Source organism: Pseudomonas sp. GW823-FHT02F05 (assembly GCF_058797315.1).
This window is the reverse complement of sequence record NZ_JBXAJM010000006.1, coordinates 74,934-98,674: the sequence shown is the minus strand read 5'-3', so window position 1 is coordinate 98,674 and position 23,741 is coordinate 74,934. Positions and strand designations below refer to the sequence as shown.

Genomic DNA, 23,741 nt, shown 5'->3' with positions numbered 1-23,741 from the left:
CGCGACTGGCGAGTCGAAAGGCGCGCCCAGAGCGGATTTTTGTCATGGAAGCCAGTTAAGATCAGCGATCATGCTGGTAAAAGCAGATTTTGGCGGTCGTTTGTACGACAGGACGGGACTCTCCAGGGCGGTGCTGCCTCCTGGGTAGACTGCGCGCGATGTATCAGCAAGGAGGCAAGATGTCGCTGTGTTTGACTATCACTAGTTATCACAAGATCACCCCTGGGCAATGCCCCGAAAAGTCCATGGGTCAGGGCGTGATGGCTATTGGCCGCAGTTCTGACAATGACTGGGTATTGCCCGACCCTGAGCGTCTCGTCTCTTCGCAACATTGCGTTATTCAATACAAAGATGGCCGTTATTACTTGACCGATAACAGCACCAATGGTGTGGAGTTGGTCAAGGCGGGTATTCGTATGCGTCGGGGTAACAGCGAGCCGTTGCAAGACGGTGAGTTGATCCGCATCGGCGATTACGAAATCCAGGCGCGTATCGACTTCAACGTGCAGGCCATCGACAGCCAGCCATTTGCCGGTGACTCACCCAACAGCTTTGAAGCGCTGATGGGCGCCGTGGCGAGCCAACCTGCGCCCACACCGATGATCGCGCCGCAGTTCCAGGGTGCCTCGGCCATGGAAACCTTGCCAGACCTGTTCGACTTCCTCAGCCCCACCGCCGTGCCGCCGCCCACCGTGGCGGACCATGTGCCGTCCGTGCAACACGATTTTCGCCCCCCGGCTCCAGTGGCCGTACCGGCGCCCGAAAAGCCATTGGTGCAAGGCTCGGTGATTCCCGAAGACTGGGACCTGTTCAGCGACGCGCCCGCCCCCGTCGTCAATGCTGCGCCCGCCCCAGCACCGATCATCCCGCCGCCGCCCGTGGTCGAGCCTGTTGCGCTCCCCGTGGCCAATGCCGAGCCACCACCGGACCTCCTGCAAGCCTTCCTGCGCGGTGCGGGCCTGGACCAGTTGCGCCTGGACAAAGCCGACGCCTGCGCGCAGATGGAAAGCATCGGCCGCAGCTACCGGCTGATGGTCGAGGGCCTGATCGACGTATTGCGCGCCCGTGCCAGCCTCAAGGGCGAGTTCCGCATGCAGCAGACAATGATCCGCCCCGCCGAAAACAACCCATTGAAATTCGCCCCGAATGCCGATGAAGCGTTACTGCTGTTGCTGCGTCATGGCAACCAGGCGTTCATGGCGCCGGACCTTGCCGTACGTGACAGTTTCGACGACCTGCGCGCCCACCAGTTGGCCGTGATGGCTGGCGTGGAAGCGGCGATCAAGCACTTGCTCACGCGCTTTGAACCGGCGCAGTTGGAGGAGCGCATGGGCAAGCCCGGCGGCCTCTCCAGTCTCTTCAATGGTTCGCGCCAGGCCCAGTACTGGCAGCAGTTCACCGAGCTCTACAGCAACATTTCCCGCGAGGCCCAGGACGATTTCCAGGACTTGTTCGGTCGTGAATTCAGCCGGGCCTACGAAGAACACAGTGCACGACAGCGACGCTGAAAACGCCTCGCACCAATGGATAAAACGGATAGCTAAATACGTCATTGAGGACGCAGGATGATTCCCAGGTTTTTACTCGCAGCCGCCACCGTGCTGCTGCTGACGGCGTGTGCCAACGACACTGCCAAACCCCAGGCGGCTGCCGAGGCCGAAGCTGACACGGCCGCCGTTGAGCTGCATTTTCACGCGATTGCCGGGCTTAACCCCGGTGCCAACGGCCAGGCCGCGCCGGTGCGGGTGCGCATTTTCGAATTGAAAAACGCCGCGACCTTTTCACGCTCCGATTACTTCGCCCTGGCTGACCGTGCGCAATCCACCCTCGGCCTCGACCTGCTGGACCAGGACGAAGTGATGGTGCAGCCCGGCCAACAACTGAGCCTGCAGCGCGATCTCGACCCGTCCACGCGCCAGATCGGCTTGCTGGTGGGCTACCGCGAGTTGGACCGTGCGCAATGGCGCACGGTCATCAACGTGCCGCCGCGCCAATACAGCGAATACCAGATCAGCCTCGACGTGCATGCCGTGCGCGCCGACGTCGTGGTTTCCCCATCCAGCCCAGCCCAATAACAAGCAATCGGAGCCCCCATGTCCTGGAACAATCGCGTGGTCTGGTCGGAAGGCATGTTCATCGGAACGCAGCACTTCCAGCAGCATGACCGTTACCTGGAAAACCTGATCGATGCCCGCAGCCGCCCGTTGTCGGCGGGTGCCTGGGGGTTCTCCGAGCTGCTGATCGACCAGGGCCTGCTGGCCCAGGGCAAGCTGGCGATCGTGTCGGCCCGCGGCCTGTTGCCCGATGGCACGCCGTTCAATATTCCCCAGGACGACCTGGCGCCGAGCCCGTTGAATATCGACGACAACCTGCGCGACGGCCTGGTTTACCTGGCCCTGCCGCTCAAGCGTGCCGGCGCCCGTGACACGGTGGACGAGGGCGAGGCCCTGGAAGCCGCGCGCTACGTGAGCCAGGTGCGTGAAGTGCGCGACGACAACGCCCCGTTCGAAAACCGTGTACCGGTGGCCGTGGGGTCGCGGGCGTTGCGCCTGCTGACGGCGCAGGACGGCATCAGCGACTACGCGGCCGTCGGCCTGGTACGCATCAAGGAAAAGCGTGCCGACCGTGCGTTGGTGCTCGATGACACTTACATCCCGCCCGTGCTGGACGTGGCCGCGAGCAAACCGCTGACGGCCTTTCGCAGTGAACTGCTGGGCCTGTTGCACCAGCGTGGCGAAGCCCTGGCCGGCCGCGTGGTGGCCTCGGGTGCCGGTGGTGCCTCGGAGATCGCCGACTTCATGCTGCTGCAACTGGTCAACCGCGCCCAGCCGCTGATCCAGCACTTCAGCCAGTTGAGCCCGTTGCACCCGGAGCGCTTCTTCAGCGAACTGGTCAGCCTGGCTGGTGAGTTTTCCACCTTTTCAACCTCCAGCCGTCGCCCCCAGGAATACCCGCAGTACCAGCACGACGACCTGGCCCTGAGCTTCATGCCGGTGATGGCGGCCCTGCGTGAGGCGCTGTCGATGCTGATCGACAGCAAGGCCACGCCGATCCCGATTGTGGAGAAAGCCTACGGCATCCATGTGGCGATGCTGGCCGACAAGACCCTGCTCGACAACGCCAGTTTCATCCTTGTGGTACGCGCCGATGTGCCCGGCGAAACCCTGCGTGCGCGTTTCGGCCAGCAGAGCAAGGTCGGCTCGGTGGAGCACATTCGCGACATGGTCAACCTGCAACTGCCGGGCATCGGCCTGCTGCCGTTGCCGGTGGCGCCGCGCCAATTGCCTTACCACGCCGGCAGCACCTACTACGAGCTGGACCGTGGCAGCGAGCACTGGCAGCAGCTGAATAATTCCGGCGGTTTCGCCTTCCATATCGCCGGGCAGTTCCCGGGCTTGAACCTGGCCTTCTGGGCGATCCGAGGATAATTGGCGATGCATCCCAATGATGATGACCGCACCCAGTTCATGCCGCGCCCGGGTGGCCGAGAACCTGCACCCGCGCGTGCCGAACCTGCGCCGCTGTCGATGCCGGCTGCGCCGATCCTCACCGGCAAGAGCCAGGGCCTCAACCCGCTGGAAAGTGCCGCCGGCCCGTTGCTGGCGTTGTTGACGCGGTTGCGCAACACCATCGCCCATCCCGCGCCGGCCAGCCTGCGCGCGCAGTTGCTGGCGTACCTGCGCCAGTTCGAAGAACGCGCCGAAGCCGCCGGTGTGGCACGCAATGAAGTGCTGTTGGCCCGTTACGCGCTGTGCACTGCCTTGGATGAAGCGGTGCTGAGCACGCCGTGGGGCAGCACCAGTGACTGGGGTAAGCAGAGCCTGCTGATCACCGTGCACAACGAAGCCTGGGGGGGCGAAAAGGTTTTCCAGTTGCTTGACCACTGTCTGCAAAGCCCACGGGAACGCCTGTACCTGCTGGAGCTGTTGTACCTGTGCATGTGCCTGGGTTTTGAAGGGCGTTACCGGGTGATGACCGACGGGCGCAGCCAGTTGGAAGCCTTGCGCGAACGCACCGCCGCAGCGATACGCAGCGCCCGTGGCGAGCACGAGCGTGAGCTGTCGCCGCACTGGCGCGGTGTGACCGTGGCCCGTGATCGCCTGGCGCAATTCATGCCGCCATGGATTGCCGTGGCGATTGGCTTGGCGCTGCTGTTGGCGTTGCTGTTCGGCCTGCGCCTGAAGCTGGCCTCGGACGCCGAGCCGGTGTTCAAGAATATTCATGCCCTGGGCGAGATCCCGGTGCAGGCCATCGACCGTCCGGTGGCGCAGCCCAAAGTGATTGAGCGCCCGCGCCTGGCCGGGTTCCTGGCCGATGACATCAAGGCCGGCCGCGTGGCGGTGGAAGACAAGGTTGACCGCTCTGTGGTGACCATTCGTGGCGATGAGCTGTTCGCCTCGGCCAGCTCCAGCATCGTCGATGACTACCAGCCGCTGATGCTGCGCATCGCTGACGCCATTCGCAAGGTCAAGGGCCAGGTGCGTGTCACCGGGCACAGCGACAACCGCCCGATTGCCACGTTGCGCTTCCCGTCCAACTGGGCGTTGTCCGAAGCCCGGGCCAAGTCGGTGCTGGAGATTCTCGCGGCCAAGACCGGCCAGGCCGAACGCTTCAGCGCCGAAGGCCGCAGCGACACCGAGCCATTGGCCACCAACAGTACTGCCGAAGGCCGTGCCCGCAATCGTCGGGTTGAAATCACCGTATTGGCGGAGGGCGTCGAGTGAAGGCGTTTTTCAGTTTCATGATTCGCTGGGTGATCCCCGTGCTGGGCCTGATTGCCCTGAGCCTGATCATCTGGTTTGTTGGCCCGCTGCTGGACGTGCTGGTGCCCGAAGGGCGCCGTTGGGCGCTGATCGTGCTGGTGTTTGCGCTGTGGGTGGCCTACCGCGTGTTCCGCATCATCCAGGCCCGTCGCCAGGCCGCCGAAGTGATGCGCAGCCTGGCCGCAGAAACCCCGGTCGACCCCAACAGCGTTGCGACCGCCGAAGAGCTGTCCACGCTGCGCCAGCGCATGGACGAAGCCCTGGCACTGCTGAAAAAGGCCAAGCTGGGCGGCGATGAGCGCCGCAACCTCTACGAGTTGCCGTGGTACGTGATCATCGGCCCGCCGGGCTCGGGCAAGACGACCGCGCTGGTCAATTCCGGGCTGCATTTCCCGCTGGCGGCGCAATTGGGCGCCGGTGCGGTGCGGGGCGTGGGTGGTACGCGCAACTGCGACTGGTGGTTTACCGACCAGGCCGTATTGCTCGACACCGCTGGCCGCTATACCACCCAGGACAGCAACTCCACGGTGGACAAAGCCGCCTGGCTGGGCTTTCTCGACTTGCTGAAAAAGCAGCGTTCCCGCCGGCCGATCGACGGGGCGTTTATCGCCATCAGCCTCTCGGATCTGCTGCTGGGCACCGACGCCGAGCGCGCAGCCCATGCCGCCGCGATTCGCCTGCGCATCCAGGAGCTGTATACGCAGCTGGGCGTGCGTTTCCCCATCTACCTGATGCTCACCAAGCTCGACCTGGTGCCGGGCTTCATGGAGTTCTTCGACAACCTGAGCAAGGAAGAGCGCGCCCAGGTGTGGGGCATGACCTTTGCCCTGGACGACGGCAAAAACAGCGACAGCCCGCTGGCGCACCTGCAAAGCGAGTTCGCGGGCTTGGAGCAGCGTCTCAACGAACGCCTGGTCGAGCGCTTGCAGCAGGAACGCGACCCGGCACGACGCGACCTGATCTACGGCTTCCCGCAGCAGTTCGGCGCGCTGAAAGATTGCCTGCAAAGCTTCCTCGAAGGCGTGTTCAAACCCAACGCTTTTGAAGAGCGCGTGTTGCTGCGTGGCGTGTACTTCACCAGCGGCACCCAGGAAGGCAGCCCGATTGACCGCCTGATCGGTGCCATGGCCCAGAGTATGAACCTGGACCGCCAGCACCTGGCGCGCCAGAGCGGCACCGGGCGCAGTTACTTCATCGAAAAACTCTTCACCGCCGTGGCCTTTGCCGAGCGTGGTTTGGTGGGTGTGAACCCGAAGGTCGAACGGCGTCGCAAGTGGATTGCGCGTGGAGTGCTGGCGGCCACCGTCGCGCTGGTGGTGGTGGTCAGCAGCCTGTGGTGGGTGAGCTATCGCGCCAACCAGGCGTATATCGCCCAGGTCGATCAGAAGGTCGCGCCACTGGGCCAGACCGTACAGAACCTGAGCCCGGCACAACGGGAAGTGCTCGCCGTGCTGCCGTTGCTCAACGCGGTGAAGAACCTGGCGGGGGATTCACCGAGCTGGTCCGAAGGGCTGGGGCTGTACCAAGGCGATATGCTCGAAGCCGAGTCCGCCAGCGTGTACCGCAAACTCTTGATCGCCGTGTTCGCGCCACGCCTGGTGACGCGTATCGAAGAGCAACTGCACGGCGGCGGCAACTCGGACTTTCTCTATGAGGGCCTCAAGGCTTACCTGATGCTCGCCGACACCGAGCATTACGACCCGGACTTCATCAAGGCCTGGATCGCCTTGGACTGGGACCGCAACCTGCCCCGCGACCTGCCGGCCGACCAGCGTCAGGCCCTGGCCGGGCACTTGCAAGCGCTGTTCGAACGCCATCCGCCGAGCGCGCGCCTGGACCCACGCCTGATCGACGACCTGCGTCGCCAATTGCAGCAATTGCCGGTAGCCCAGCGCGTGTACGACCGCGTCAAGCGCCAGAAACTGCCCGAAGGTATCCCGGACTTTCGTCTCAATGAGGCCGCCGGTCGCGATGCCGCACTGGTGTTCAGCCGCAAGAGCGGCAAGCCGTTGGGCGAGCCGTTGAGCGGTTTCTTTACTGCCAAGGGCTATCGCCAGGCGTTTTTGCTCAGCAGCCTGAACCAGACCGGCACCCTGGCCGAAGAGCAATGGGTGCTGGGCCATGAACAGGCCGACCAGCAGAACGTGGTGAGCCTGGCCGCCGACGTGCGCCGTTTGTACTTCCAGGATTACCAGCGCCAGTGGGACGCGTTGCTCGCCGACATCGACTTTGTGCCGATCACCAGCGTGGCACAGGCCGCCGATGTGCTGCGGGTGATTTCCGGGCCCACCTCGCCGCTGAAAAAGCTGTTGGTGGCGGTCGCCAGGGAAACCGACCTGCAAGCCGAAGAACGCCAACTGGCCGCCAAAGGCGTGCCGGTGGAAGGCGGCGTGGACAAGCTCAAGGAGCGCCTCGGCAGTTTGCTGGGCGAGGCACAACCGACGGCGAATGCCCCGGCACCGGCGGATGATCCGGTGACCGCGCACTTTGCAGAACTCAACAGCATCGTCAGCAAAAACGAAGGCGAACCGGCGGCCATCGACGGCCTGCTGTCGGACATGAATGCGCTGTATGTGCAGGTCAGCGCCATGGTCGGTGCCAGCGGCGATGCCTTGCTCGGCGAGGCCAAGAACCAGGCGGCGGCTGCCGCCACGCGGGTCAGCCTGAACGCCGAGCGCCAGCCGCCGCTGGTGCAGGGCATGGTCAAGTCGGTGGTCAATTCCACCACCAACAGCATGATGGGCGGGGTGCGTAACCAGCTGAACGCGGCCTGGGTCAGTGAAGTGGTCAACGTATATCGCCAGTCGTTGGCCGGGCGTTACCCGATGTCGCCGGGCAGTGCGCGGGACGCCACCCTGGATGACTTCGGCCAGTTTTTCGGGGTGGGCGGGGTGATGGACAACTACTTCCGCAAATACCTGCAGCCCTATGTGGACACGTCGGCACAGACCTGGCGCTGGCAACCGGGGGCGGCGCAGAAGCTGGGGATTGCGCCTGGCGTGCTGCAAACCTTCCAGCGTGCGGCGACGATTCGGGACGCGTTCTTCCGCTCCGGTGGCACCCAACCCATCGTGCGTTTCGAACTCAAGCCGGTGTCGATGGACCCTACCATCACCCAGTTCCTGCTTGACCTGGACGGCCAGCAATTGAGCTACGACCACGGCCCGAGCCGCCCGGTAGCGATGCAATGGCCGAACCCCGGCAGCATTGGCGTGGTGCGTATATCTATCATGCCGCCGTCGGCCAGTGGTCGCTCCGGTATCACCCTGGACGGCCCGTGGGCCTGGTTCCGTCTGCTGGAGCAATCAGACCTCACGGCAGGCAACTCGCCGGACCGTTTCAACCTGCGCCTGCGGGTCGATGGCGCGAGCATCGCCTACGAGTTGCGCGCCAACAGTGCGTTCAACCCGTTCAAGAGCCGCGTGCTCAGCGGCTTCAGCCTGCCGGAGCGGCTATGACGGCCCTGGGTTTCTACGGCAAGTTGGCCAGCCGCGGGGACTTCGTCAGCCGCGCCTTGCCCCAGAGCTTTATAGGCCCGTGGGACAGCTGGCTGGCAGCGGGTTTGCTCGCCAGCCAGAACAGCCTCGGCGCTGACTGGCTGAATGCGTACCTGGTCAGCCCGTTGTGGCGCTTTGTGCTGGCGCCGGGCGTGTGCGGGCCGGATGCGGCGGCGGGCGTGGTGATGCCGAGCATTGACCGGGTCGGGCGGTATTTTCCGCTGGCGGTGGTGACCTTGCTGGATCACGACACCAACCCGGCGTCGCTGGTGGGCGGTTCTGACGCCTGGTTCGAGCAGGCTGAAACCTTGTTGCTCAGCACCCTCGACAGCGGCGCGACCTTCGAAAGCTTCAACGCCGGGCTCGACGAGTTGGGCGTGCCGGCCAGCGAGCCGCGGGCGGTGGACAGCCGTTTCGCCGGCCTGCAAAGGGTGGCAGCCACCGTGCCGCACCAGCGTATGACCGCACTGGCCGAACAGGCGTGCGAGGGCGCAAGCCTGTGGTGGGGGCGAGGTTCGCAGCGTATCTCCCCCGGTTTATTACGGTGCCAGGGCCTGCCTGCCGCCAGCGATTTTGCGCAGTTTTTGCTCGGACAAGAAGGTGTGGTGTAGATGGGCGTGACGTACGAATCCGCGAGCAAAAGCCATGTGGGCATGGTTCGCCAAGTCAACGAAGATGCCTTTCTGGACCTGCCGGAAAACCGCTTGTGGGTGGTGGCCGATGGTATGGGCGGGCACGCGGCGGGGGACTATGTCAGCAGCCTGATCGTCGATAGCCTGCGCCATGTGCCGCTGGGCCGCTCCCTGGACGAATACTCGGCGGCGCTGCGCAATGACCTGCTGCGCATCAACGCGGCCGTGCGCGAAGAAACCGCCAACCGTGGCGTGACCATGATGGGCAGCACCGTGGTGGTGTTCGCCGCGCGCGGCTTGCGCGGGGTGTGCCTGTGGGCCGGCGACAGTCGCCTGTATCGCTTGCGCGACGGCGTGCTGGAAAGCATTTCCCGCGACCACAGCTACGTGCAAGACCTGCAAGACAGCGGCCTGCTCAGCGAAGCCGACGCCCGCACCCACCCGCGCTCCAATATCGTCACCCGCGCCATTGGCGTTGAGGCCCAGTTGAACGTCGCCTCGGTGGACCTGTTAATCGCTCCCGGCGACAGCTATTTGCTGTGCAGTGATGGCCTCAACAAGACCGTCGAAGACCATGAAATCCGCGACGTGCTCAGCCATGACGCGCCGGATGAAATCGTGCGCAGCCTGGTGCACTTGGGGCTCAATCGCGGCGCACCAGACAACATCACCACCCTCGTCGTGAAGGTCTCGTCATGAACATCGTCATCCCGGGTTATGACATCGAAGGCGAGATTGGCGAAGGCGCCATGGCCAGCGTGTACCTGGCGACCCAGCGCTCGCTGGAGCGCAAGGTGGCGTTGAAGGTGATGGCGGCAGCGCTGGCGGCCGACCCGAGTTTCTGCGAACGCTTCCTGCGCGAGGGCAAGACGCTGGCGCGTTTGTCACACCCGCACACGGTGACCATCCATGACATCGGCAACGTCGGTGAGCTGTATTACATGGCCATGGAATACCTGCCCAATGGCACGCTCAAGGAGCGCATTGCTGCTGGGCTGACCCCGGAGCAGGGCGTGACGCTCATCCGCCAGATTGCCTCGGCCCTGGGCTATGCCCATGCCCAAGGGCTGGTGCACCGTGACGTCAAGCCGGCGAACATTCTGTTTCGCGCCGATGGCACGGCAGTGCTGTCGGACTTCGGGATTGCCAAGTCGCTGGACGATCGCACCCAATTCACCCAGGCCGGGTTTGCCGTGGGCACGCCGAGCTACATGAGCCCCGAGCAGGCGCGGGGCCAGGAGATCGATGGCCGCGCCGACCTCTACGCGTTGGGCGTGGTGCTGTATGAAATCCTCGTCGGCAAGCTGCCTTACAACGGCACAGATGCGCTCTCCACCGCGCTGGCGCACTTGACCGAACCCTTGCCGGAATTGCCGGTGCACCATGGGCGCTATCAGGGCGTGCTGCGCAAGTTGTTGGCCAAGGACCCGGCGGAACGTTATCCGGATGCGGCAGCGTTGTTGTTGGCGCTGGATCAACTGCCGGCTGATGAATCGGATGCCACGCTGGTGCGGCCGCTGCCGATTCCATTGAGCTTTGAGCTGGCGGGCATGACCCCTGTCACCATCGACATTCCGACGGATAAACCGCAGCCGCAGCCAATAGTGCGTCAACCGGTGGTGACGCCGACGCAGCACAATGCCCCGTCCGAGCAGCGCCGTGGGCCGGTATTGGCTTTAGCCGCCGTGGCAGTCGCCGTCGCGTTGGCCATTGGTGGCGCCAGCTACTGGTGGTTGAGCGGCGGCGATGAACCGGCCAAGCCGCCAGCCGCCGTGGTGCCCAAGGTGACGTCGCCCGTGGCTGTCGCTGAAGTGGATGGCGGTCAGCGCCCGTTGCTGATGGCAGGCAAGAAAACCTTGTTCCAGCGTGTACTCAGCAAACCCGGCGCCCAGCTTTCAGCGGACGCCGGGAGTACGCCGGGTAAAGCGCTGCCGGCGTTTTCCGTGCTCTACGTGTACCAGCGCAAAGAGGTCGATGGCAGCCAGTGGGTACGCGTCGGCGCGGCCACTGATGGTCGCAGCGACGGTTGGCTGCCAGCCTCCCAGGTCAGCGACTGGAAACAAAGCCTGGTGCTCAAGTTCACCGAGCGCTCCGGCCGGGCTCCCGTGATGTTCCTGCGCCAGCCCGGTGAGGTGGAAAAACTGCTGGCCGACCCTGCCGCAGCGAAAAGCGCCTTGGCCAAGGCGCAGAACTACCGTGAAGACAACCAGCAAGTCCTGGCCCTGGAACCCACCGCCAGCGCGGTGCCGCAGAACCAGTTCTACCTGTTGCCGATCTTCGATTCAAAGGAGAGCTTCGACGACAACGGCCAGCCGGTGCAGTTGCTCAACGTGGCCTCCATCGACCCAGGCAGCCGCGCCGCTGCCAGACCCGCCAGCCCGACGCTCAGCGCCAATGCCGACGCATTCCGCACGGCGGTGGTGCTGGTGGTGGACACCACCGTGTCGATGCAGCCCTACATCGACCAGATTCGCGACGTGGTGCATGAGCTACAAACCCGCATTGCCGAGCGCGGCGAGTTGGACAGCGTCAGCTTCGGCATGGTCGGCTTTCGCAGCAGCATCCAGAAAACCCCGGGCCTTGAGTATGTCGCCAAGACCCTGATCAGCCTCGACCAAGGTCGCGACCCGCAGCGCTTTCTGGATATGGCGCGCCAGGTCAAAGCGTCGACGGTGTCCAGCCACTCGTTCAACGAAGATGCGTTTGCCGGGGTGATGCAGGCAGTGGACGGCATGGATTGGTCCGGCTACGGCGGGCGCATCATCCTGCTGGTTTCCGATGCCGGCGCGCTGCGCAAGAACGACCCGTTCGCCGCCACCCAGATGAACGAAGCCGAAGTGCGCCAGGCGGCCCTGGGTAAGCAGATCAAGATCTATGCGCTGCACCTGCGCACTGATGCCGGCAAGAAAACCCATGCCGGCGCCGAGAGCCAGTATCGCGTTCTCACCGCCGACGCCAACCCGCAGATCGGCGACCTGTATACGCCAGTGCCAGGGGGCGATGTGCGCAAGCTGGGTGAGCGCGTCGATGAGATCGGCACGGTGTTCGCCAACCTGGTGCATCAGGTGCGCAGCAACACGCCGCAGCCCGTGCCGTTGCTCAGTGCCGCGCCGAGCCTGGCGGACAAGTCCGCCGCCGTCGGTTATGCCATGCACATGGACTTTCTCGGGCGCAAGACCGCGAGCCAGGCACCGCAGTTGGTCAGCGCCTGGACGGCGGACCGCGACCTGACCAACCCGGCGCTGCCAGCGTTCCAGGTGTGCGTGATGTTGACCAAGCTGCAACTCAACGACCTGCAACAATCGTTGAAGTTGATCGTGGATGCGGCGCGCAAGACCCAAAGCTCGCCCAAGGATTTCTTCCAGGAAATCGCCAGCGCCTCGGCCTATATGAGCCGCGACCCGCAGGCCCTGCGCAAGGGCGGCAACCTGGCTGACGGCGGCCTGCTCGGTGAATACCTGGAGGGCCTGCCGTACCGCAGCAAGTCGCTGAACATGACCCAGGACCTGTGGTTGTCATTGAGCGTGGCCGAGCAGGAAGACTTTATCGACGAGCTGGATTCGAAAATCCGTCTGTATGAAACCTTCCATAACGACGTGGCCAACTGGGTCCGTTTCGGCGATGCCGAACCGGGCGATGCGTTGTACCGCGTGCCGCTGTCGACGCTGCCGTAATGTTGAACCTGAGCGCGGTGCACAAGAGCCGGGGCGTCGGTAGCCAGCGCTACAGCCTGGTGATCCCTGCGTTGCAGCTGGGCGCGGGTGAGCAACTGGCAATTGTCGGCCCCAGTGGTTGCGGCAAGAGCACCTTGCTCGACCTGCTGGCGCTGGTGTTGGCGCCGGATCAGGTGGGGCAGTTTGCATTCAACCAACACGACATCGGCGCGCTGTGGCGTGCCGACCGGCAATCGGCGCTGGCCGCGTTGCGCAGCCAGCACTTGGGCTATGTGCCGCAGACCGGGGGGTTGCTGGGGTTTCTGGATGTGCGCGGCAATATCGCGCTGTCGCGCCAACTGCTGGGCTTGCAGGACGACGGCCGCGTGGCGCGCCTGGCTGAGCAGTTGCAGATCAGCGATCAGTTGGCCAAGCGCCCGGCGGCGTTGTCGGTGGGCCAACGCCAGCGGGTCAGCTGTGCGCGGGCTCTGGCCCACGGGCCGCAACTGGTGCTGGCCGATGAGCCGACGGCGTCCCTGGACCCGCTCAACGCCGAGCGCGTGATGCAGGCGCTGCTGGCCCAGGCCCGCGAACACCGTACGGCCTGTGTGATCGCCACCCATGACGAACCGCTGGCCCGCGCCAGTGGCTTGCAGGTGCGGCGTATCAGTTGCCAGCGCGACCCAGACGGCGGCGTCACCGCAACCCTCGGGGAGGCGTGCTGATGCGCATCGGCCTGGTTGCTTCGCTTGCGTGGCAGGACTACCGCAACGATGGGTGGCTGTCGGCCTGTTCGGTGTTGGCATTGGTGGCGGTTATCGCGCCATTGCTGGTGTTATTCGGGCTGAAATTTGGACTGGTTAGCAGTTTGACCGAACGCTTGGAGACCGACCCCGCCAGCCGTGAAATCATCCCGTTGGGCGGTGGTCGATTCAGCGCGGCGTTTATCGCGCAGCTGGGTGAGCGCAGCGATGTCGCGTTTGCTGTGCCGCGCACACGGCAGATTGCGGCCACGGCGCAGGTGGGCACCTTGACCCTGGAAATGCTGCCGACTGCCGCAGGCGACCCGTTGTTGGCAGGCTTGCCGATGCCCCACGGCCTGGACCAGATCGTGCTCAGCCATACCGCCGCCGAAAAGCTCGCGGCAAGGCCCGGTGATTGGCTGGACACCAGCTTTGCGCGGCAAGTGGCGGGGCGCGTCGAGGCCCAGCGCACGCGGTTGCAGGTGCTGGCGGTGTTGCCGCTGGAGGCCTTCGCTCGCGAGGGCCTGTTTGCCGATCTGGCGTTGCTGGAGGCAGCGGAAGATTACCGCGATGGCCGTGCGGTGCCGGCGTTGGGTTGGGCCGGTGAAGCGGCGAGCGTGAGTGAACAGCGCATCTACCCGGCGTTTCGCCTGTATGCGCGCAGCCTCAGTGATGTGGAACCGTTGCGGGTGTATTTCGCCGAGCAGAACCTGTTGGTTTCAACCCAGGCGCACACCATCGCTCAAGTGCAATCGTTGAGCCGCAACCTGTCGATTGTGTTCTGGATCATCGCCGGGTTGGCGTTGGCCGGGGCGTTTGCGGCGATTTTCGCGGGGACCCTGGCGGCGGTGGCGCGTAAGCACCGTGAACTCTCGGTGTTGCGCCTGCTGGGGTTTTCCACCGCCGCCTTGTTGCTGTTTGTGCTGCTGCAAGCGCTATACAGCGCGGGTTTTGCCGCTGTGCTCAGCGTTGGGCTGTATGGCCTGGCTGAGGCGGCGTTGAACAAGCTTTTTGTGCAGGTGCCAGGCGAGTACGCCAGCCATCTGTTGGCGCGCCATTACGGCCTGGCCCTAGTGGCGGTGCTCGGCGTCAGTGCCGTGGCGGCCGCCTGTGGTGGTTGGCGGGTGGCCCGTATCCAGGCTTCTGAAGGAATCAGAGATGTATAAATTACTGGGCGCCTGCGTGGCGCTGAGCCTGGCCTCGCTGGCCTGGGCTGATGAAGCAAGTGACAAGCTCGACAACCCCAAGCCGTTGCCGGACGACGTGAGCCTGCCGCTGCCCTGCGAAGGTAACATGGTATTCCGCTACGCCTACATTCTGGCCCAGGGCACCCTGGATGACCGTGAAATCAGCCTGGGCTACCCCTTTGCCGAAGGCGAGGCGGGTTATCAGCAGTCGTTTATTTCCGGTTACCGCCGCGACTTCATCAACGGCCAGTTCACCCTCAAGGACTTGCCCAAGGACTGGAGCAAGGTCATCGCGCCGCAGATGCCGAAGACCGACGCCAAGACCCCGCTCAAGCCCATGCTGTACTTCATTGGCAAATACGAAGTGACTGCTCGCCAATACGCCCAGGTGATGGCCCAGGCGCAGTCCCTGGCCAGCGGCGAACCGGCGCCGGCGTGTGATGCGCCCACGGGCATGGCCGGGCGTTTGCCCAAGGTGAAACTGTCGCGCTTTGAAGCCGAGCGTTTCTCGGCGGTGTACAGCGCCTGGCTGATGAAATACCACCGCGAACTGCTGCCGGTGAGCGGGCGCGGTGCGTCGACCGAAGACGGTGGCCTGGGATTTGTGCGCCTGCCCACCGAAGTGGAATGGGAGTACGCCGCGCGCGGCGGCCAGGCGGTGAGCCGCCAGGACCTGGAAGGCCGGCTGTATCCACGGCGCGTCGAGGGCAGTGAAAGCGATGGCCCGCTGGCCGATTACGCGGTGTTCAACCAAGTGGCCGGCGGCACCGGCCAGGCAGCGCGGTTGATGCCCATCGGCACCAAATTACCTAACCCCATCGGCATGTTCGACGTGATCGGCAACGCCGCGGAAATGGTCCAGGAATCCTTCCAACTGGTACACGCTGGCCGCCGCCAGGGCACCTACGGCGGCTTTGTGGTCAAGGGCGGCAACTACCTGGAAGGCGAGGGCACGTTGTTCACCGGCATGCGCCGCGAATACCCGCTGTTTGCCGCTGATGGCACCGAGCAAAGCAACGAGACCACCGGTTTTCGCGTGGCGATTGGCGCGTTGTCGGCGCCGCGCTCGCGCTACAAGGAGCTGTTCGCCCAGTGGCAGAAGGAAGGCCGCCTGGCCGCGCTGACCGATGCCATCGACGACGCCCAGGACCCGACCAAACGCCTGGACAGCATCATCGCCGCCAGTGTCGATCCCAAGCTGCAAGCCGAACTGGGCCTGGTCAACGAAGAGCTCAAGCGCAACGTGTCGCTGATCGCCCAGCAACGCGAAGAAGCGGCGGGCAATTTGATCCAGTCGGCGGCGTTGGTGGCCGAGACCATCAGCAACTACAACATCCGCCTGGCCAACCTGCAGAAGAGTCGCCAGCAGGCGGTGGACAGCAAGGACGAGGCCAGCACGCAGCTGTTCGACATGGCCATCACCAATGGACGCAGCGCGTTGGACGGCGCGGTGGCGATTTACATCGACAACCTGGCCACCGGCACGCGCTACACCGATGCGGTGATCCAGGCGCAGTTTCAACGGATCAAGGAAGAGTTGGATCGCAAGCCAGTGCTCGGCAAGAGCCTGGTGACGCGCGCGACACTGTTCGTTCGCCATGTCGGCAACTACCGCAAGCAACAGCGGGCCGACCCGGCAACGATCTTGAAGGAATTGCTCGCAGCGAGCGGTCAGCGGTCTTGATCGTTGGCTGTCTAGCGAGCTTGGAAGGGACTCAGGCGGCGGTGGGCCGTGCTGGGCAAGTCAAACTTAACAGAGATCACATCTATGCTTTTTTCCCGTAAGGCGGTTTCCAAGCGTCACCTGCTGCTGATCGCAGCTGGTTTCAGCACCGTGTTGACTGGTTGCGCTACGTCGCCTGCGTCCAAGGTGGCGTCGAGCACCAAGGTCGAGTACTACCCCAACTGCTACGAGCCGGTGCAGCACCTGCGCGCCACCGATTCGGACATGACCAAGTCGGTCGTCACCGGTGCCGCGATCGGCGCGGCCGGCGGTGCCCTGCTGGGCGCGCTGACCGGCGACAAGGACAGCCGTGGCCGCAATGCCGCGATCGGTGCCGCAGGCGGCGCCCTGGCTGGCGGTGCGGCGGGTTACTACACCGAGCGCCAGAAACAGATCACCGATGACAACCAGCGCATCGCGTCCTACTCCACCGACTTCAACAAAAGCGCCTCGGACATCGACCGCAGCACCGCCTATGCCAAGGCGTCGCAGCAGTGCTACCAGAGCGCATTCACCAAGCTGGTGGCTGATCGCAAGGCCAAGACCGTCAACGACACCGAAGGCCGCAAGCGCCTGGCGGAAATCGTCGCGGGCCTGAAGGAGTCCAATGACCTGATCGTGACGGTCAACGGCAAAGCCAGCGAAGACCTGAACAACTACACCCAGGCCTACGAGAAAGACCTGCAACAGGTCGGCGTACAGCGCAGCGATGTGGTAACCGTGGCCACCGCCGATACCACGCCAGTGGTCGCTCCGGCCAAGGGCAAGAAAGCCGTCAAGCCAGCCAAGAAGCCGGTGCTGCCGACAGTGCCGAAAGAAGCGGTCACCACCGAACGTAGCATCCAGACCGTGCAGGCCAAGCAAGCTGAAAGCAAGCAGGTCGCCAGTGCGGGCAAGACCCAGATCGAAGCAACCTGCCGCAATCCAAACCTGGCCGACTGGGCGCCAGTACCTTGCCCTAACGTTTAAGTACTTGTTGCTATAAGCGTTAAACGCCAACCGATCTGCGCCTAAAGCGCGAGATCGGTGGCGTTCTTTTTGCAAATCGTTACACTGCTGCGGCCACTCCAATAAATACACCGAGGCCGTGTGCATGAAATTTCGTCTTCTCCTGTGGGTGCTGGGCCTGATGATGGGCAAAGCCAGCCGCACCAACCCCGCCTTCCAGCAGCAACTGGGTGACAAAGACCTGGCCTTCCAGCTGCAGACCCTCGACGGCAAGGTTGCCCGTCACTTCATCGTGAAAGACCAGCGCATCACCAGCCGCTCAGGTGTCCACCCGGCGCCGGCCTTCGCGATTGCCTTCAAGGATGCCGCCTACGGCTTCGCCACGATGCAGGCGAAGAACAAGCAACTGGCGTTCATGACGGGGATTCAGGACAAGTCGATCCAGATCAAGGGCAACCCGGCACTGGTGATCTGGTTCCAGGGCCTGACCAAGTATTTGAAGCCGAAGAAAAAGAAGTAGGTGGTCAGGTAGACCGAGTTGACTTCATCGCAGGCAAGCCAGCTCCCCCAGTGACCGCGTTCCAACTTGGAAATACGGTCAACTGTGGGAGCTGGCTTGCCTGCGATAGCGGTTTAACAGGCAGTGGGCTTACCCCTGGCTGAACTGCGAAGCCAATTCGCGCAACAGCACTTCGGCATCCAGCACTTTACCCACCACGTCCTCGGCCTTCTCGCGGCTCAGGCCCAGGCGCTCAAGCAACGCGTCGGGAATGGATTCATCCGGCCCGGAGCCAATCCCCCGGCTGCGCAACAGGCGCACCGCCAGGCACACCAGGTTCGGATACTCGGCATATTGCCCGTCATACGTGGGGTCGTGCTGGAAGCGCAGGGCGGTGCACAGTTCGTCCGGCATGTCCCAGTAGCGCATCAGCCAGGCGCCGATCTGTTCGCGGCTGATGCCCAGCAAATGTTGCTCGACGTAGCTGTGGCACAGGTGCGGGTTGACCTCCAGGTGCCGGCAGATCAGCGAGAAGTGCGGCGGAAACACGTGGGCCAGCAGCAGGTAGCCGAAGTTGTGCAGCAAACCTGCCAGGTAGGTCAGGCCGGCTTCCGGGCGCTGGGCGCGGGGCATGGCGCGGGTCAGGCCCTCGATCACGGCGGCGGTGTAGATCGACTGGTGCCAGTACGGCGTGGACAGGTGCGGGCGGTCCTTGGGCAGGCTCAGGGTTTTGCCCAGGGCCAGGCCCAGCGCCAGGTTGATCACAAGATCAAAGCCCAGCACGCGCACGATGGCGTCTTCGACTGAGCGGATCTTGCCCGGCGAGGCGTAGTAGGGCGACGCGGCCCAGCTTACGACCTGGGCGGCAAGGGCCGGGTCGGTTTCCACCACGCCAGTAATGTCGTCGATGGTGGCGTTGGGATCCACGCGCAGCTTGATGATCTTCTGCGCCGTGTCGGCCAGCGGCGGAATTTCGATGGTCGCTTCCAGGCGTTGCTGGATACGGCGAGCGGTGAAGGCTTGCATCGCCTGGGTGATTTCCTCGCGGTCATCATTGGGGCGGTCGAGGTTCGGACGGATGTTGCTCAAGGGCTCACCGAACTGCGCGGCGCTGGCCTTGGTGAGCAGGCTCTTGAAAGCGTCGGTGGGGATTTCCAGCAACAGCCCGGCTTCGCCCGAATGCACCAGCAGGCTCGGCTCATTGAGCAAGCGGCCTTCGTACAGGCACGGCGAACTGGTCAGTGGCGGCAAGCCCGGCAGCAGGCTCAGGTCATGCTTGCCCAGCATGCGCTCGACCCGCTCGGGGGCGACAGCCGTGAGGCGGCGACCGGTGAGTTCGGCGAGGCGGTTGAGGTCCAGCAACTGGCTTTGGGGGAACAGCACCATGAGCGCGCCAACCGCATCTTCAAGCAACACCGCCTGGACCTTTCGGGCAGGGTTCAGGCCAGGCTGTTCGATGACTTCCGTGTAGGGGATGGCGAGCTTTGCGAGCAGCGCCCGAATGACCGGCGGGGCGGTCAGTGGGGCTGTGGCGAGGGCAACTTCTGACATGGCCTGATCCAATTTCTTACATTCATTGGAGTATAACCAGCTTGATACGGGTGTTGGTCGGATAAGTGGCGTTTGTGATGAGGTTGGCGGTGTGCTGATTACCCTGTAGGAGCGAGCTTGCTCGCGAAGACCTTCCTGGCGGCGCCATCATCCAGAGCGTCCGCGTCATCGTTAGCGTTTTTCGCGAGCAAGCTCGCTCCTACAGGGAAGAGGTCAAACCTGGCCGTACTGTTGGCCGTGGCGTAGCCAGCGGTTGAGCAACGGGCTGACGTGGTCGGGCCAGCGCTCAAGCAGGGCCTGGGCGGCGTCGCGGACTGCGGGCAACAAGTCAGCATCGCGCATCAGGTCGGCAACCTTGAATTGCAGCAGGCCGGTCTGGCGCGTGCCGAGCATTTCACCGGGGCCGCGCAGTTCGAGGTCTTTTTCGGCAATGACAAAACCGTCGTTGGTTTCGCGCATGATGCCCAGGCGCTGACGACCGATCTGCGACAGTGGCGGATGATAGAGCAGCACGCAGTGGCTGGCGGCACTGCCCCGGCCAACCCGCCCGCGCAACTGGTGCAGTTGCGCCAGGCCCAGGCGTTCGGGGTTTTCGATGATCATCAGACTGGCGTTGGGGACGTCCACGCCCACTTCAATCACGGTGGTAGCCACCAGTAATTGCAGGTTGCCGGCCTTGAACTCGGCCATTACCGCGGCTTTTTCCGCCGGTTTCATACGGCCATGGATCAACCCCACCTTGAGCTCACCCAAGGCACTGGTGAGGTCTTCATAAGTGGTTTCGGCGGCCTGGCAGGTCAGTTCTTCGGACTCTTCGATCAGGGTGCATACCCAGTACGCCTGGCGGCCTTCGGCGCAAGCGCCGCGCACGCGCTCGATCACTTCGACGCGCCGGGTGTCGGTGACCAGCACGGTATTGACCGGGGTACGCCCCGGCGGCAGTTCGTCGAGGATCGAGGTGTCGAGGTCGGCGTAGGCGCTCATGGCCAGGGTGCGTGGGATCGGCGTGGCGGTCATGATCAACTGGTGCGGGTTCATGCGCCCGCCCACGCCTTTCTGGCGCAGGGCCAGGCGCTGTTGCACGCCAAAGCGGTGCTGTTCGTCGATGATCACTAGCGCAAGGTTCTTGAACTGCACTTCGTCCTGGAACAGCGCATGGGTGCCCACCACCATCGGTGCGCCGGCGGCGATCTGCTCCAGGGCGGCCACGCGGTTCTTGCCTTTGAGCTTGCCAGCCAGCCACGCCACCTCCAGGCCCAGCGGTTCGAGCCAGCGCTTGAAGGTGATGAAGTGTTGTTCGGCGAGAATTTCCGTCGGTGCCATCAGCGCCACTTGATAGCCAGCTTCCAGGGCTTGCAGGGCGGCCAGGGCAGCGACCACGGTTTTGCCTGCCCCTACGTCACCCTGGATGAGCCGCAGCATCGGTTCTTGCTGGCTGAGGTCGTAGGCGATTTCATTGCCCACGCGCTGTTGCGCGCCGGTGGGCGCAAAGCCGAGGTTGGCCAGGTATTGTGCGGGCAGCCGCGTGGCCTTGGGCATCGCCGGGGCGCGCAGGGAACGCATGCTTTCGCGCAGGCGTTGCTGGGACAGCTGGTGCGTGAGCAGTTCTTCAAAGGCCAGGCGATGTTGGGCCCAATGATGACCGAGGGCGAGTTCGTCCACATCGGCATCGGCGGGCGGGTGATGCAAATACCGAATCGCATCGGCCAGGGGCGCCAACTGATAATCGCGGGCCAGCTCCAGGGGCAGCCAATCGGGCAGGCTTTGCGGGCCAAGCATCGTCAGGGTTTGCATGCACAACTGGCGCAGGCGTTGCTGGGTCAGGCCCTCGGTCAGCGGGTAGATCGGCGTGAGCGTGGTGTCCACCGGTGGCGGCTCATCGCCGGTAATGGCGCGGTATTCCGGGTGGTAGATTTCCAGGCCCGATGCGCCAGGGCGTGCCTCGCCGTAGCAGCGCACGCGGGTGCCACGCTTGAGGCCTTCCTTCTGCGCGTTGCTGAAGTGGTAGAAGCGCAGGCTCAAGCCGCCGGTACCGTCCTGCAGGCGCACCACCAGGCTGCGGCGCTTGCCCATCACCACGTCGGCGCCACTGACGGTGCCTTCGATGACCGCGTCCTGCCCAGGGCGCAAATGGCCGATGGGCACCACGCGGGTGCGGTCCTGGTAGCGCAGGGGCAGGTGGAACAGCACGTCCTGAAGGTTCTCCAGGCCGACCTTGGCCAGCTTCTCGGCCATGGCCTCACCGACACCCTTGAGTGCCGTCACCGACACCTGCGACAGCTCAGTCATACCGTGGCTTAGCTCGCAACGGGCGGCTTGGCCACCGAACACAGACGGATCGAGTCCGCGAGAATCTCAATCGCTTTGGGGCGCGGGAAGCTGGCGCGCCAGGCAATCGCTACGGTACGGAACGGCACCGGCGGCGTGAGTGGGCGCACTTCGATCACGCCCTGGGCGTAGTGATGGCTGTCTACCGCAGACAGCGGCAGGATCGAGATACCCAGGCCGGAAGCGACCATATGGCGAATGGTTTCCAGGGAGCTGGATTCCACCGTGGTGTGCTTGGCGCCGTCGTTGCCCTTGGTCAGGGTCGGGCAGGCTTCCAGCACCTGATCGCGGAAGCAGTGGCCTTCACCGAGCAGCAGCAGGCTCTTGTCGTTGAGCAGGCCGGCGTCGATGGTGTCCTTCTTGGTCCACGGGTGGGAGGCCGGCATCAGCACGTAGAACGGCTCGTCGTAGAGCGGCAGGGTCAGCACGTCCGCTTCGTTGAAGGGCAGGGCGATGATGATCGCGTCCAGCTCGCCGTTGCGCAGTTTGTCGCGCAGCACGTGGGTGAAGTTTTCTTCGATATACAGCGGCATCTGCGGTGCGACGCGATGCAGTTGCGGGATCAGGTGCGGGAACAGGTAGGGGCCGACCGTGTAGATCGCGCCGACCTTGAGCGGCGCGGTCAGCTGGTTCTTGCCGGCCTGGGCCAGTTCGCGAATGCTTTGCGCCTGCTCCAGGACCTTCTGGGCCTGGGCAACGATGCCTTCGCCCACCGGGGTGAGGCGCACGGCGCTCTTGCTGCGCTCGAAAATCAGCACACCGAGTTCGTCTTCAAGCTTTTTCACACCCACCGACAGCGTCGGCTGGCTGACGTGGCAACGCTCGGCGGCATGGCCGAAGTGCTGTTCTTGGGCGAGGGTCACGATGTAGCGTAATTCTGTGAGAGTCATAGCGGGCGTCCATGAGGTTGCGGGCCAAGCATACCGGCTGCAATCGATAGACGCACGTTATCAGAACTTTGCTGGGGATTGAGTGGGGAATATCGGAATTTTACTGAGGTATTAAAGCGAATGTGGGAGGGAGCAAGCCCCTCCCACAGTGCTCTCTCAGCGGCGACGCTTGTCGATGTTGTAGACGAACGGCGCGACCAGTTCGACGCTGCCGTTTTTCAACAGGTCTGCCGGTGGCTTGGGTAGCGGCTGAGCCTTGCGGATCATCTCAAGGGTTGCACGGTCCAGGTCGGCGTTGCCGGAGCGGCCTTCCAGTTCGTAGGACAGCACATTGCCTTCGCCATCGACCACGAAGCGCAAGCGGTTCATACCTTCCTTGCCACTGCGTTGGGCGCCGGGCGGGTACTTCTTGTACTTCTGCAGATGCGCCAGCAACGTGCTTTGCCAGGATGCCTGGGCGGCCAGCTGCTGTGCCGACGGGCCCGGTGTAGGCTGGGCGGACTTCTGCGCAGGTGCGTTGCTCGGCGGCGTTTCGCTCGGCGGCTCCTCGGAAGGTTTCTCCTTGGGCGGCTCGGGCTTCTTCTCCACCGGTTTTGGCGGTTGTGGCTTGGGCTTGGGCTTGACCGGCTTGGGCACCTGGATCGTTGGCTTGGGCGCCTCGGCCAGCTTCGGCAGGGGCAGCTCTTCGACCGGTGGTGGCGGCGGCGCAACGACCTTGGGCGGCGCTGGAGGCGGCGGCGGTGCTGGCAGCGGCGCCAGGTCGATGACCATGGCGGCGGGTGGCAGATGGATCGCCTGCGGCGCGGACCATTGGAGCGCGATGATGATCGCGACGGCGTGCACGCCCAGCACGACGGCGAGGCTGGTGCCATAACGCGTCAGTTTGTGGCGCGTCGTGATCATTTCTTGGCTGCCGTCTCAAGTCCGACCAGGCCTACCTTGAGGTAGCCGGCTGCCCGCAGGGCATCCATCACGCTCATCAGGTCGCCGTAGTCCACGCCTTTGTCGGCCTGGAAGAAGATGGTCGTGTCTTTCTTGCCTTGGGTCTTGGCATCCAGCACCGGCCCCAGGGTTTCGGCTTTGACCTCTTCTTCGCCCAGGAACAGGCGTTGGTCCGCCTTGACGCTGAGGAATATCGGTTTCTCTGGCCGCGGCGCCGGCTTGGCGCTGGACGCGGGCAGGTCCACCTTGATGTCCACGGTTGCCAGCGGTGCCGCCACCATGAAGATGATCAGAAGCACCAGCATCACGTCGATAAACGGCGTGACGTTGATTTCGTGGTTCTCGACGAGTTCGTCGTCGCCTTGATTCAAATGCAGGCCCATGG

At 64.0% G+C, this 23,741-nt stretch carries 18 protein-coding genes; 13 read left to right on the top strand and 5 right to left on the bottom strand.

All coding sequences use genetic code 11. The annotated features are described in order from the left end of the window. The first annotated feature begins 179 nt into the window (after positions 1–179). The 13 genes from tagH to AC1RAC_RS09600 all read left to right on the top strand — a co-directional run bounded on the left by tagH (position 180) and on the right by AC1RAC_RS09600 (position 17,666). Complete coding sequence (gene tagH / locus AC1RAC_RS09660) at positions 180–1,508, top strand: type VI secretion system-associated FHA domain protein TagH (protein WP_492616524.1); 1,329 nt, start codon at positions 180–182, stop codon at positions 1,506–1,508. Positions 1,509–1,565: 57 nt separating this feature from the next. Further along, positions 1,566–2,075 carry a type VI secretion system lipoprotein TssJ gene (gene tssJ, locus AC1RAC_RS09655; protein WP_200647420.1) on the top strand — a complete coding sequence of 170 codons (510 nt, stop codon included), beginning with the start codon at positions 1,566–1,568 and terminating at the stop codon, positions 2,073–2,075. 18 nt (positions 2,076–2,093) lie between these two features. Further along, the gene (gene tssK / locus AC1RAC_RS09650; RefSeq protein ID WP_492616523.1) at positions 2,094–3,428 is read left to right on the top strand and encodes a type VI secretion system baseplate subunit TssK; all 1,335 of its coding nucleotides are present in this window, start codon (positions 2,094–2,096) and stop codon (positions 3,426–3,428) included. A 6-nt stretch (positions 3,429–3,434) separates the two neighbouring features. Continuing rightward, positions 3,435–4,724 (top strand): DotU family type VI secretion system protein, encoded by a 1,290-nt coding sequence (locus AC1RAC_RS09645; RefSeq protein WP_056790884.1) that lies wholly within the window; start codon positions 3,435–3,437, stop codon positions 4,722–4,724. Continuing rightward, positions 4,721–8,221 (top strand): type VI secretion system membrane subunit TssM, encoded by a 3,501-nt coding sequence (tssM, locus tag AC1RAC_RS09640; protein ID WP_034129106.1) that lies wholly within the window; start codon positions 4,721–4,723, stop codon positions 8,219–8,221. Before AC1RAC_RS09645 ends, tssM begins: the two co-directional genes overlap by 4 nt. After that, positions 8,218–8,871, top strand: coding sequence for a type VI secretion system-associated protein TagF (gene tagF, locus AC1RAC_RS09635; RefSeq protein ID WP_014720494.1), 654 nt, complete (start codon positions 8,218–8,220; stop codon positions 8,869–8,871). The genes tssM and tagF overlap by 4 nt, the downstream gene beginning before the upstream one ends. Beyond that, positions 8,872–9,591: a PP2C family protein-serine/threonine phosphatase gene (locus AC1RAC_RS09630; RefSeq protein ID WP_054919746.1), complete on the top strand. Its 720-nt coding sequence runs from the start codon at positions 8,872–8,874 to the stop codon at positions 9,589–9,591. It abuts the gene before it with no gap. Then, positions 9,588–12,566, top strand: coding sequence for a serine/threonine-protein kinase (locus AC1RAC_RS09625; protein WP_492616522.1), 2,979 nt, complete (start codon positions 9,588–9,590; stop codon positions 12,564–12,566). The genes AC1RAC_RS09630 and AC1RAC_RS09625 overlap by 4 nt, the downstream gene beginning before the upstream one ends. After that, complete coding sequence (locus AC1RAC_RS09620) at positions 12,566–13,270, top strand: ABC transporter ATP-binding protein (RefSeq protein WP_161903627.1); 705 nt, start codon at positions 12,566–12,568, stop codon at positions 13,268–13,270. The genes AC1RAC_RS09625 and AC1RAC_RS09620 overlap by 1 nt, the downstream gene beginning before the upstream one ends. Further along, positions 13,270–14,454: an FtsX-like permease family protein gene (locus AC1RAC_RS09615; protein ID WP_096144021.1), complete on the top strand. Its 1,185-nt coding sequence runs from the start codon at positions 13,270–13,272 to the stop codon at positions 14,452–14,454. Before AC1RAC_RS09620 ends, AC1RAC_RS09615 begins: the two co-directional genes overlap by 1 nt. Next, a complete protein-coding gene (locus AC1RAC_RS09610) occupies positions 14,447–16,159 on the top strand; it encodes a formylglycine-generating enzyme family protein (protein WP_054919735.1) in 1,713 nt (570 codons plus the stop codon). The genes AC1RAC_RS09615 and AC1RAC_RS09610 overlap by 8 nt, the downstream gene beginning before the upstream one ends. Before the next feature lie 84 nt (positions 16,160–16,243). After that, a complete protein-coding gene (tagQ, locus tag AC1RAC_RS09605; RefSeq protein WP_003195532.1) occupies positions 16,244–17,167 on the top strand; it encodes a type VI secretion system-associated lipoprotein TagQ in 924 nt (307 codons plus the stop codon). A 124-nt stretch (positions 17,168–17,291) separates the two neighbouring features. Beyond that, positions 17,292–17,666, top strand: a complete 375-nt coding sequence (locus AC1RAC_RS09600; RefSeq protein ID WP_003195530.1) for a hypothetical protein — start codon at positions 17,292–17,294, stop codon at positions 17,664–17,666. Between the two features lie 129 nt (positions 17,667–17,795). Here AC1RAC_RS09600 and AC1RAC_RS09595 read toward each other — a convergent pair whose 3' ends face one another. From AC1RAC_RS09595 to exbD, 5 genes are all read right to left on the bottom strand, one after another. After that, a complete protein-coding gene (locus tag AC1RAC_RS09595) occupies positions 17,796–19,196 on the bottom strand; it encodes an aminoacyl-tRNA deacylase and HDOD domain-containing protein (RefSeq protein WP_032894530.1) in 1,401 nt (466 codons plus the stop codon). Positions 19,197–19,409: 213 nt separating this feature from the next. Next, a complete protein-coding gene (gene recG, locus AC1RAC_RS09590; protein WP_003195525.1) occupies positions 19,410–21,485 on the bottom strand; it encodes an ATP-dependent DNA helicase RecG in 2,076 nt (691 codons plus the stop codon). 8 nt (positions 21,486–21,493) lie between these two features. Then, the gene (locus AC1RAC_RS09585; RefSeq protein ID WP_003195523.1) at positions 21,494–22,414 is read right to left on the bottom strand and encodes a hydrogen peroxide-inducible genes activator; all 921 of its coding nucleotides are present in this window, start codon (positions 22,412–22,414) and stop codon (positions 21,494–21,496) included. 156 nt (positions 22,415–22,570) lie between these two features. After that, a complete protein-coding gene (locus AC1RAC_RS09580; RefSeq protein WP_492616521.1) occupies positions 22,571–23,317 on the bottom strand; it encodes an energy transducer TonB family protein in 747 nt (248 codons plus the stop codon). Further along, a complete protein-coding gene (gene exbD, locus AC1RAC_RS09575) occupies positions 23,314–23,739 on the bottom strand; it encodes a TonB system transport protein ExbD (protein ID WP_003195519.1) in 426 nt (141 codons plus the stop codon). Before exbD ends, AC1RAC_RS09580 begins: the two co-directional genes overlap by 4 nt. Positions 23,740–23,741 lie beyond the last annotated feature (2 nt).

Coding starts and splice junctions, on each gene's coding strand:
- tagH (WP_492616524.1), top strand. CDS start 180: ATGTCGCTGTGTTTGACTATCACTAGTTATCACAAGATCACCCCTGGG.
- tssJ (WP_200647420.1), top strand. CDS start 1,566: ATGATTCCCAGGTTTTTACTCGCAGCCGCCACCGTGCTGCTGCTGACG.
- tssK (WP_492616523.1), top strand. CDS start 2,094: ATGTCCTGGAACAATCGCGTGGTCTGGTCGGAAGGCATGTTCATCGGA.
- AC1RAC_RS09645 (WP_056790884.1), top strand. CDS start 3,435: ATGCATCCCAATGATGATGACCGCACCCAGTTCATGCCGCGCCCGGGT.
- tagF (WP_014720494.1), top strand. CDS start 8,218: ATGACGGCCCTGGGTTTCTACGGCAAGTTGGCCAGCCGCGGGGACTTC.
- AC1RAC_RS09630 (WP_054919746.1), top strand. CDS start 8,872: ATGGGCGTGACGTACGAATCCGCGAGCAAAAGCCATGTGGGCATGGTT.
- AC1RAC_RS09625 (WP_492616522.1), top strand. CDS start 9,588: ATGAACATCGTCATCCCGGGTTATGACATCGAAGGCGAGATTGGCGAA.
- AC1RAC_RS09620 (WP_161903627.1), top strand. CDS start 12,566: ATGTTGAACCTGAGCGCGGTGCACAAGAGCCGGGGCGTCGGTAGCCAG.
- AC1RAC_RS09615 (WP_096144021.1), top strand. CDS start 13,270: ATGCGCATCGGCCTGGTTGCTTCGCTTGCGTGGCAGGACTACCGCAAC.
- AC1RAC_RS09610 (WP_054919735.1), top strand. CDS start 14,447: ATGTATAAATTACTGGGCGCCTGCGTGGCGCTGAGCCTGGCCTCGCTG.
- tagQ (WP_003195532.1), top strand. CDS start 16,244: ATGCTTTTTTCCCGTAAGGCGGTTTCCAAGCGTCACCTGCTGCTGATC.
- AC1RAC_RS09600 (WP_003195530.1), top strand. CDS start 17,292: ATGAAATTTCGTCTTCTCCTGTGGGTGCTGGGCCTGATGATGGGCAAA.
- AC1RAC_RS09595 (WP_032894530.1), bottom strand. CDS start 19,196: ATGTCAGAAGTTGCCCTCGCCACAGCCCCACTGACCGCCCCGCCGGTC.
- recG (WP_003195525.1), bottom strand. CDS start 21,485: ATGACTGAGCTGTCGCAGGTGTCGGTGACGGCACTCAAGGGTGTCGGT.
- AC1RAC_RS09585 (WP_003195523.1), bottom strand. CDS start 22,414: ATGACTCTCACAGAATTACGCTACATCGTGACCCTCGCCCAAGAACAG.
- AC1RAC_RS09580 (WP_492616521.1), bottom strand. CDS start 23,317: ATGATCACGACGCGCCACAAACTGACGCGTTATGGCACCAGCCTCGCC.
- exbD (WP_003195519.1), bottom strand. CDS start 23,739: ATGGGCCTGCATTTGAATCAAGGCGACGACGAACTCGTCGAGAACCAC.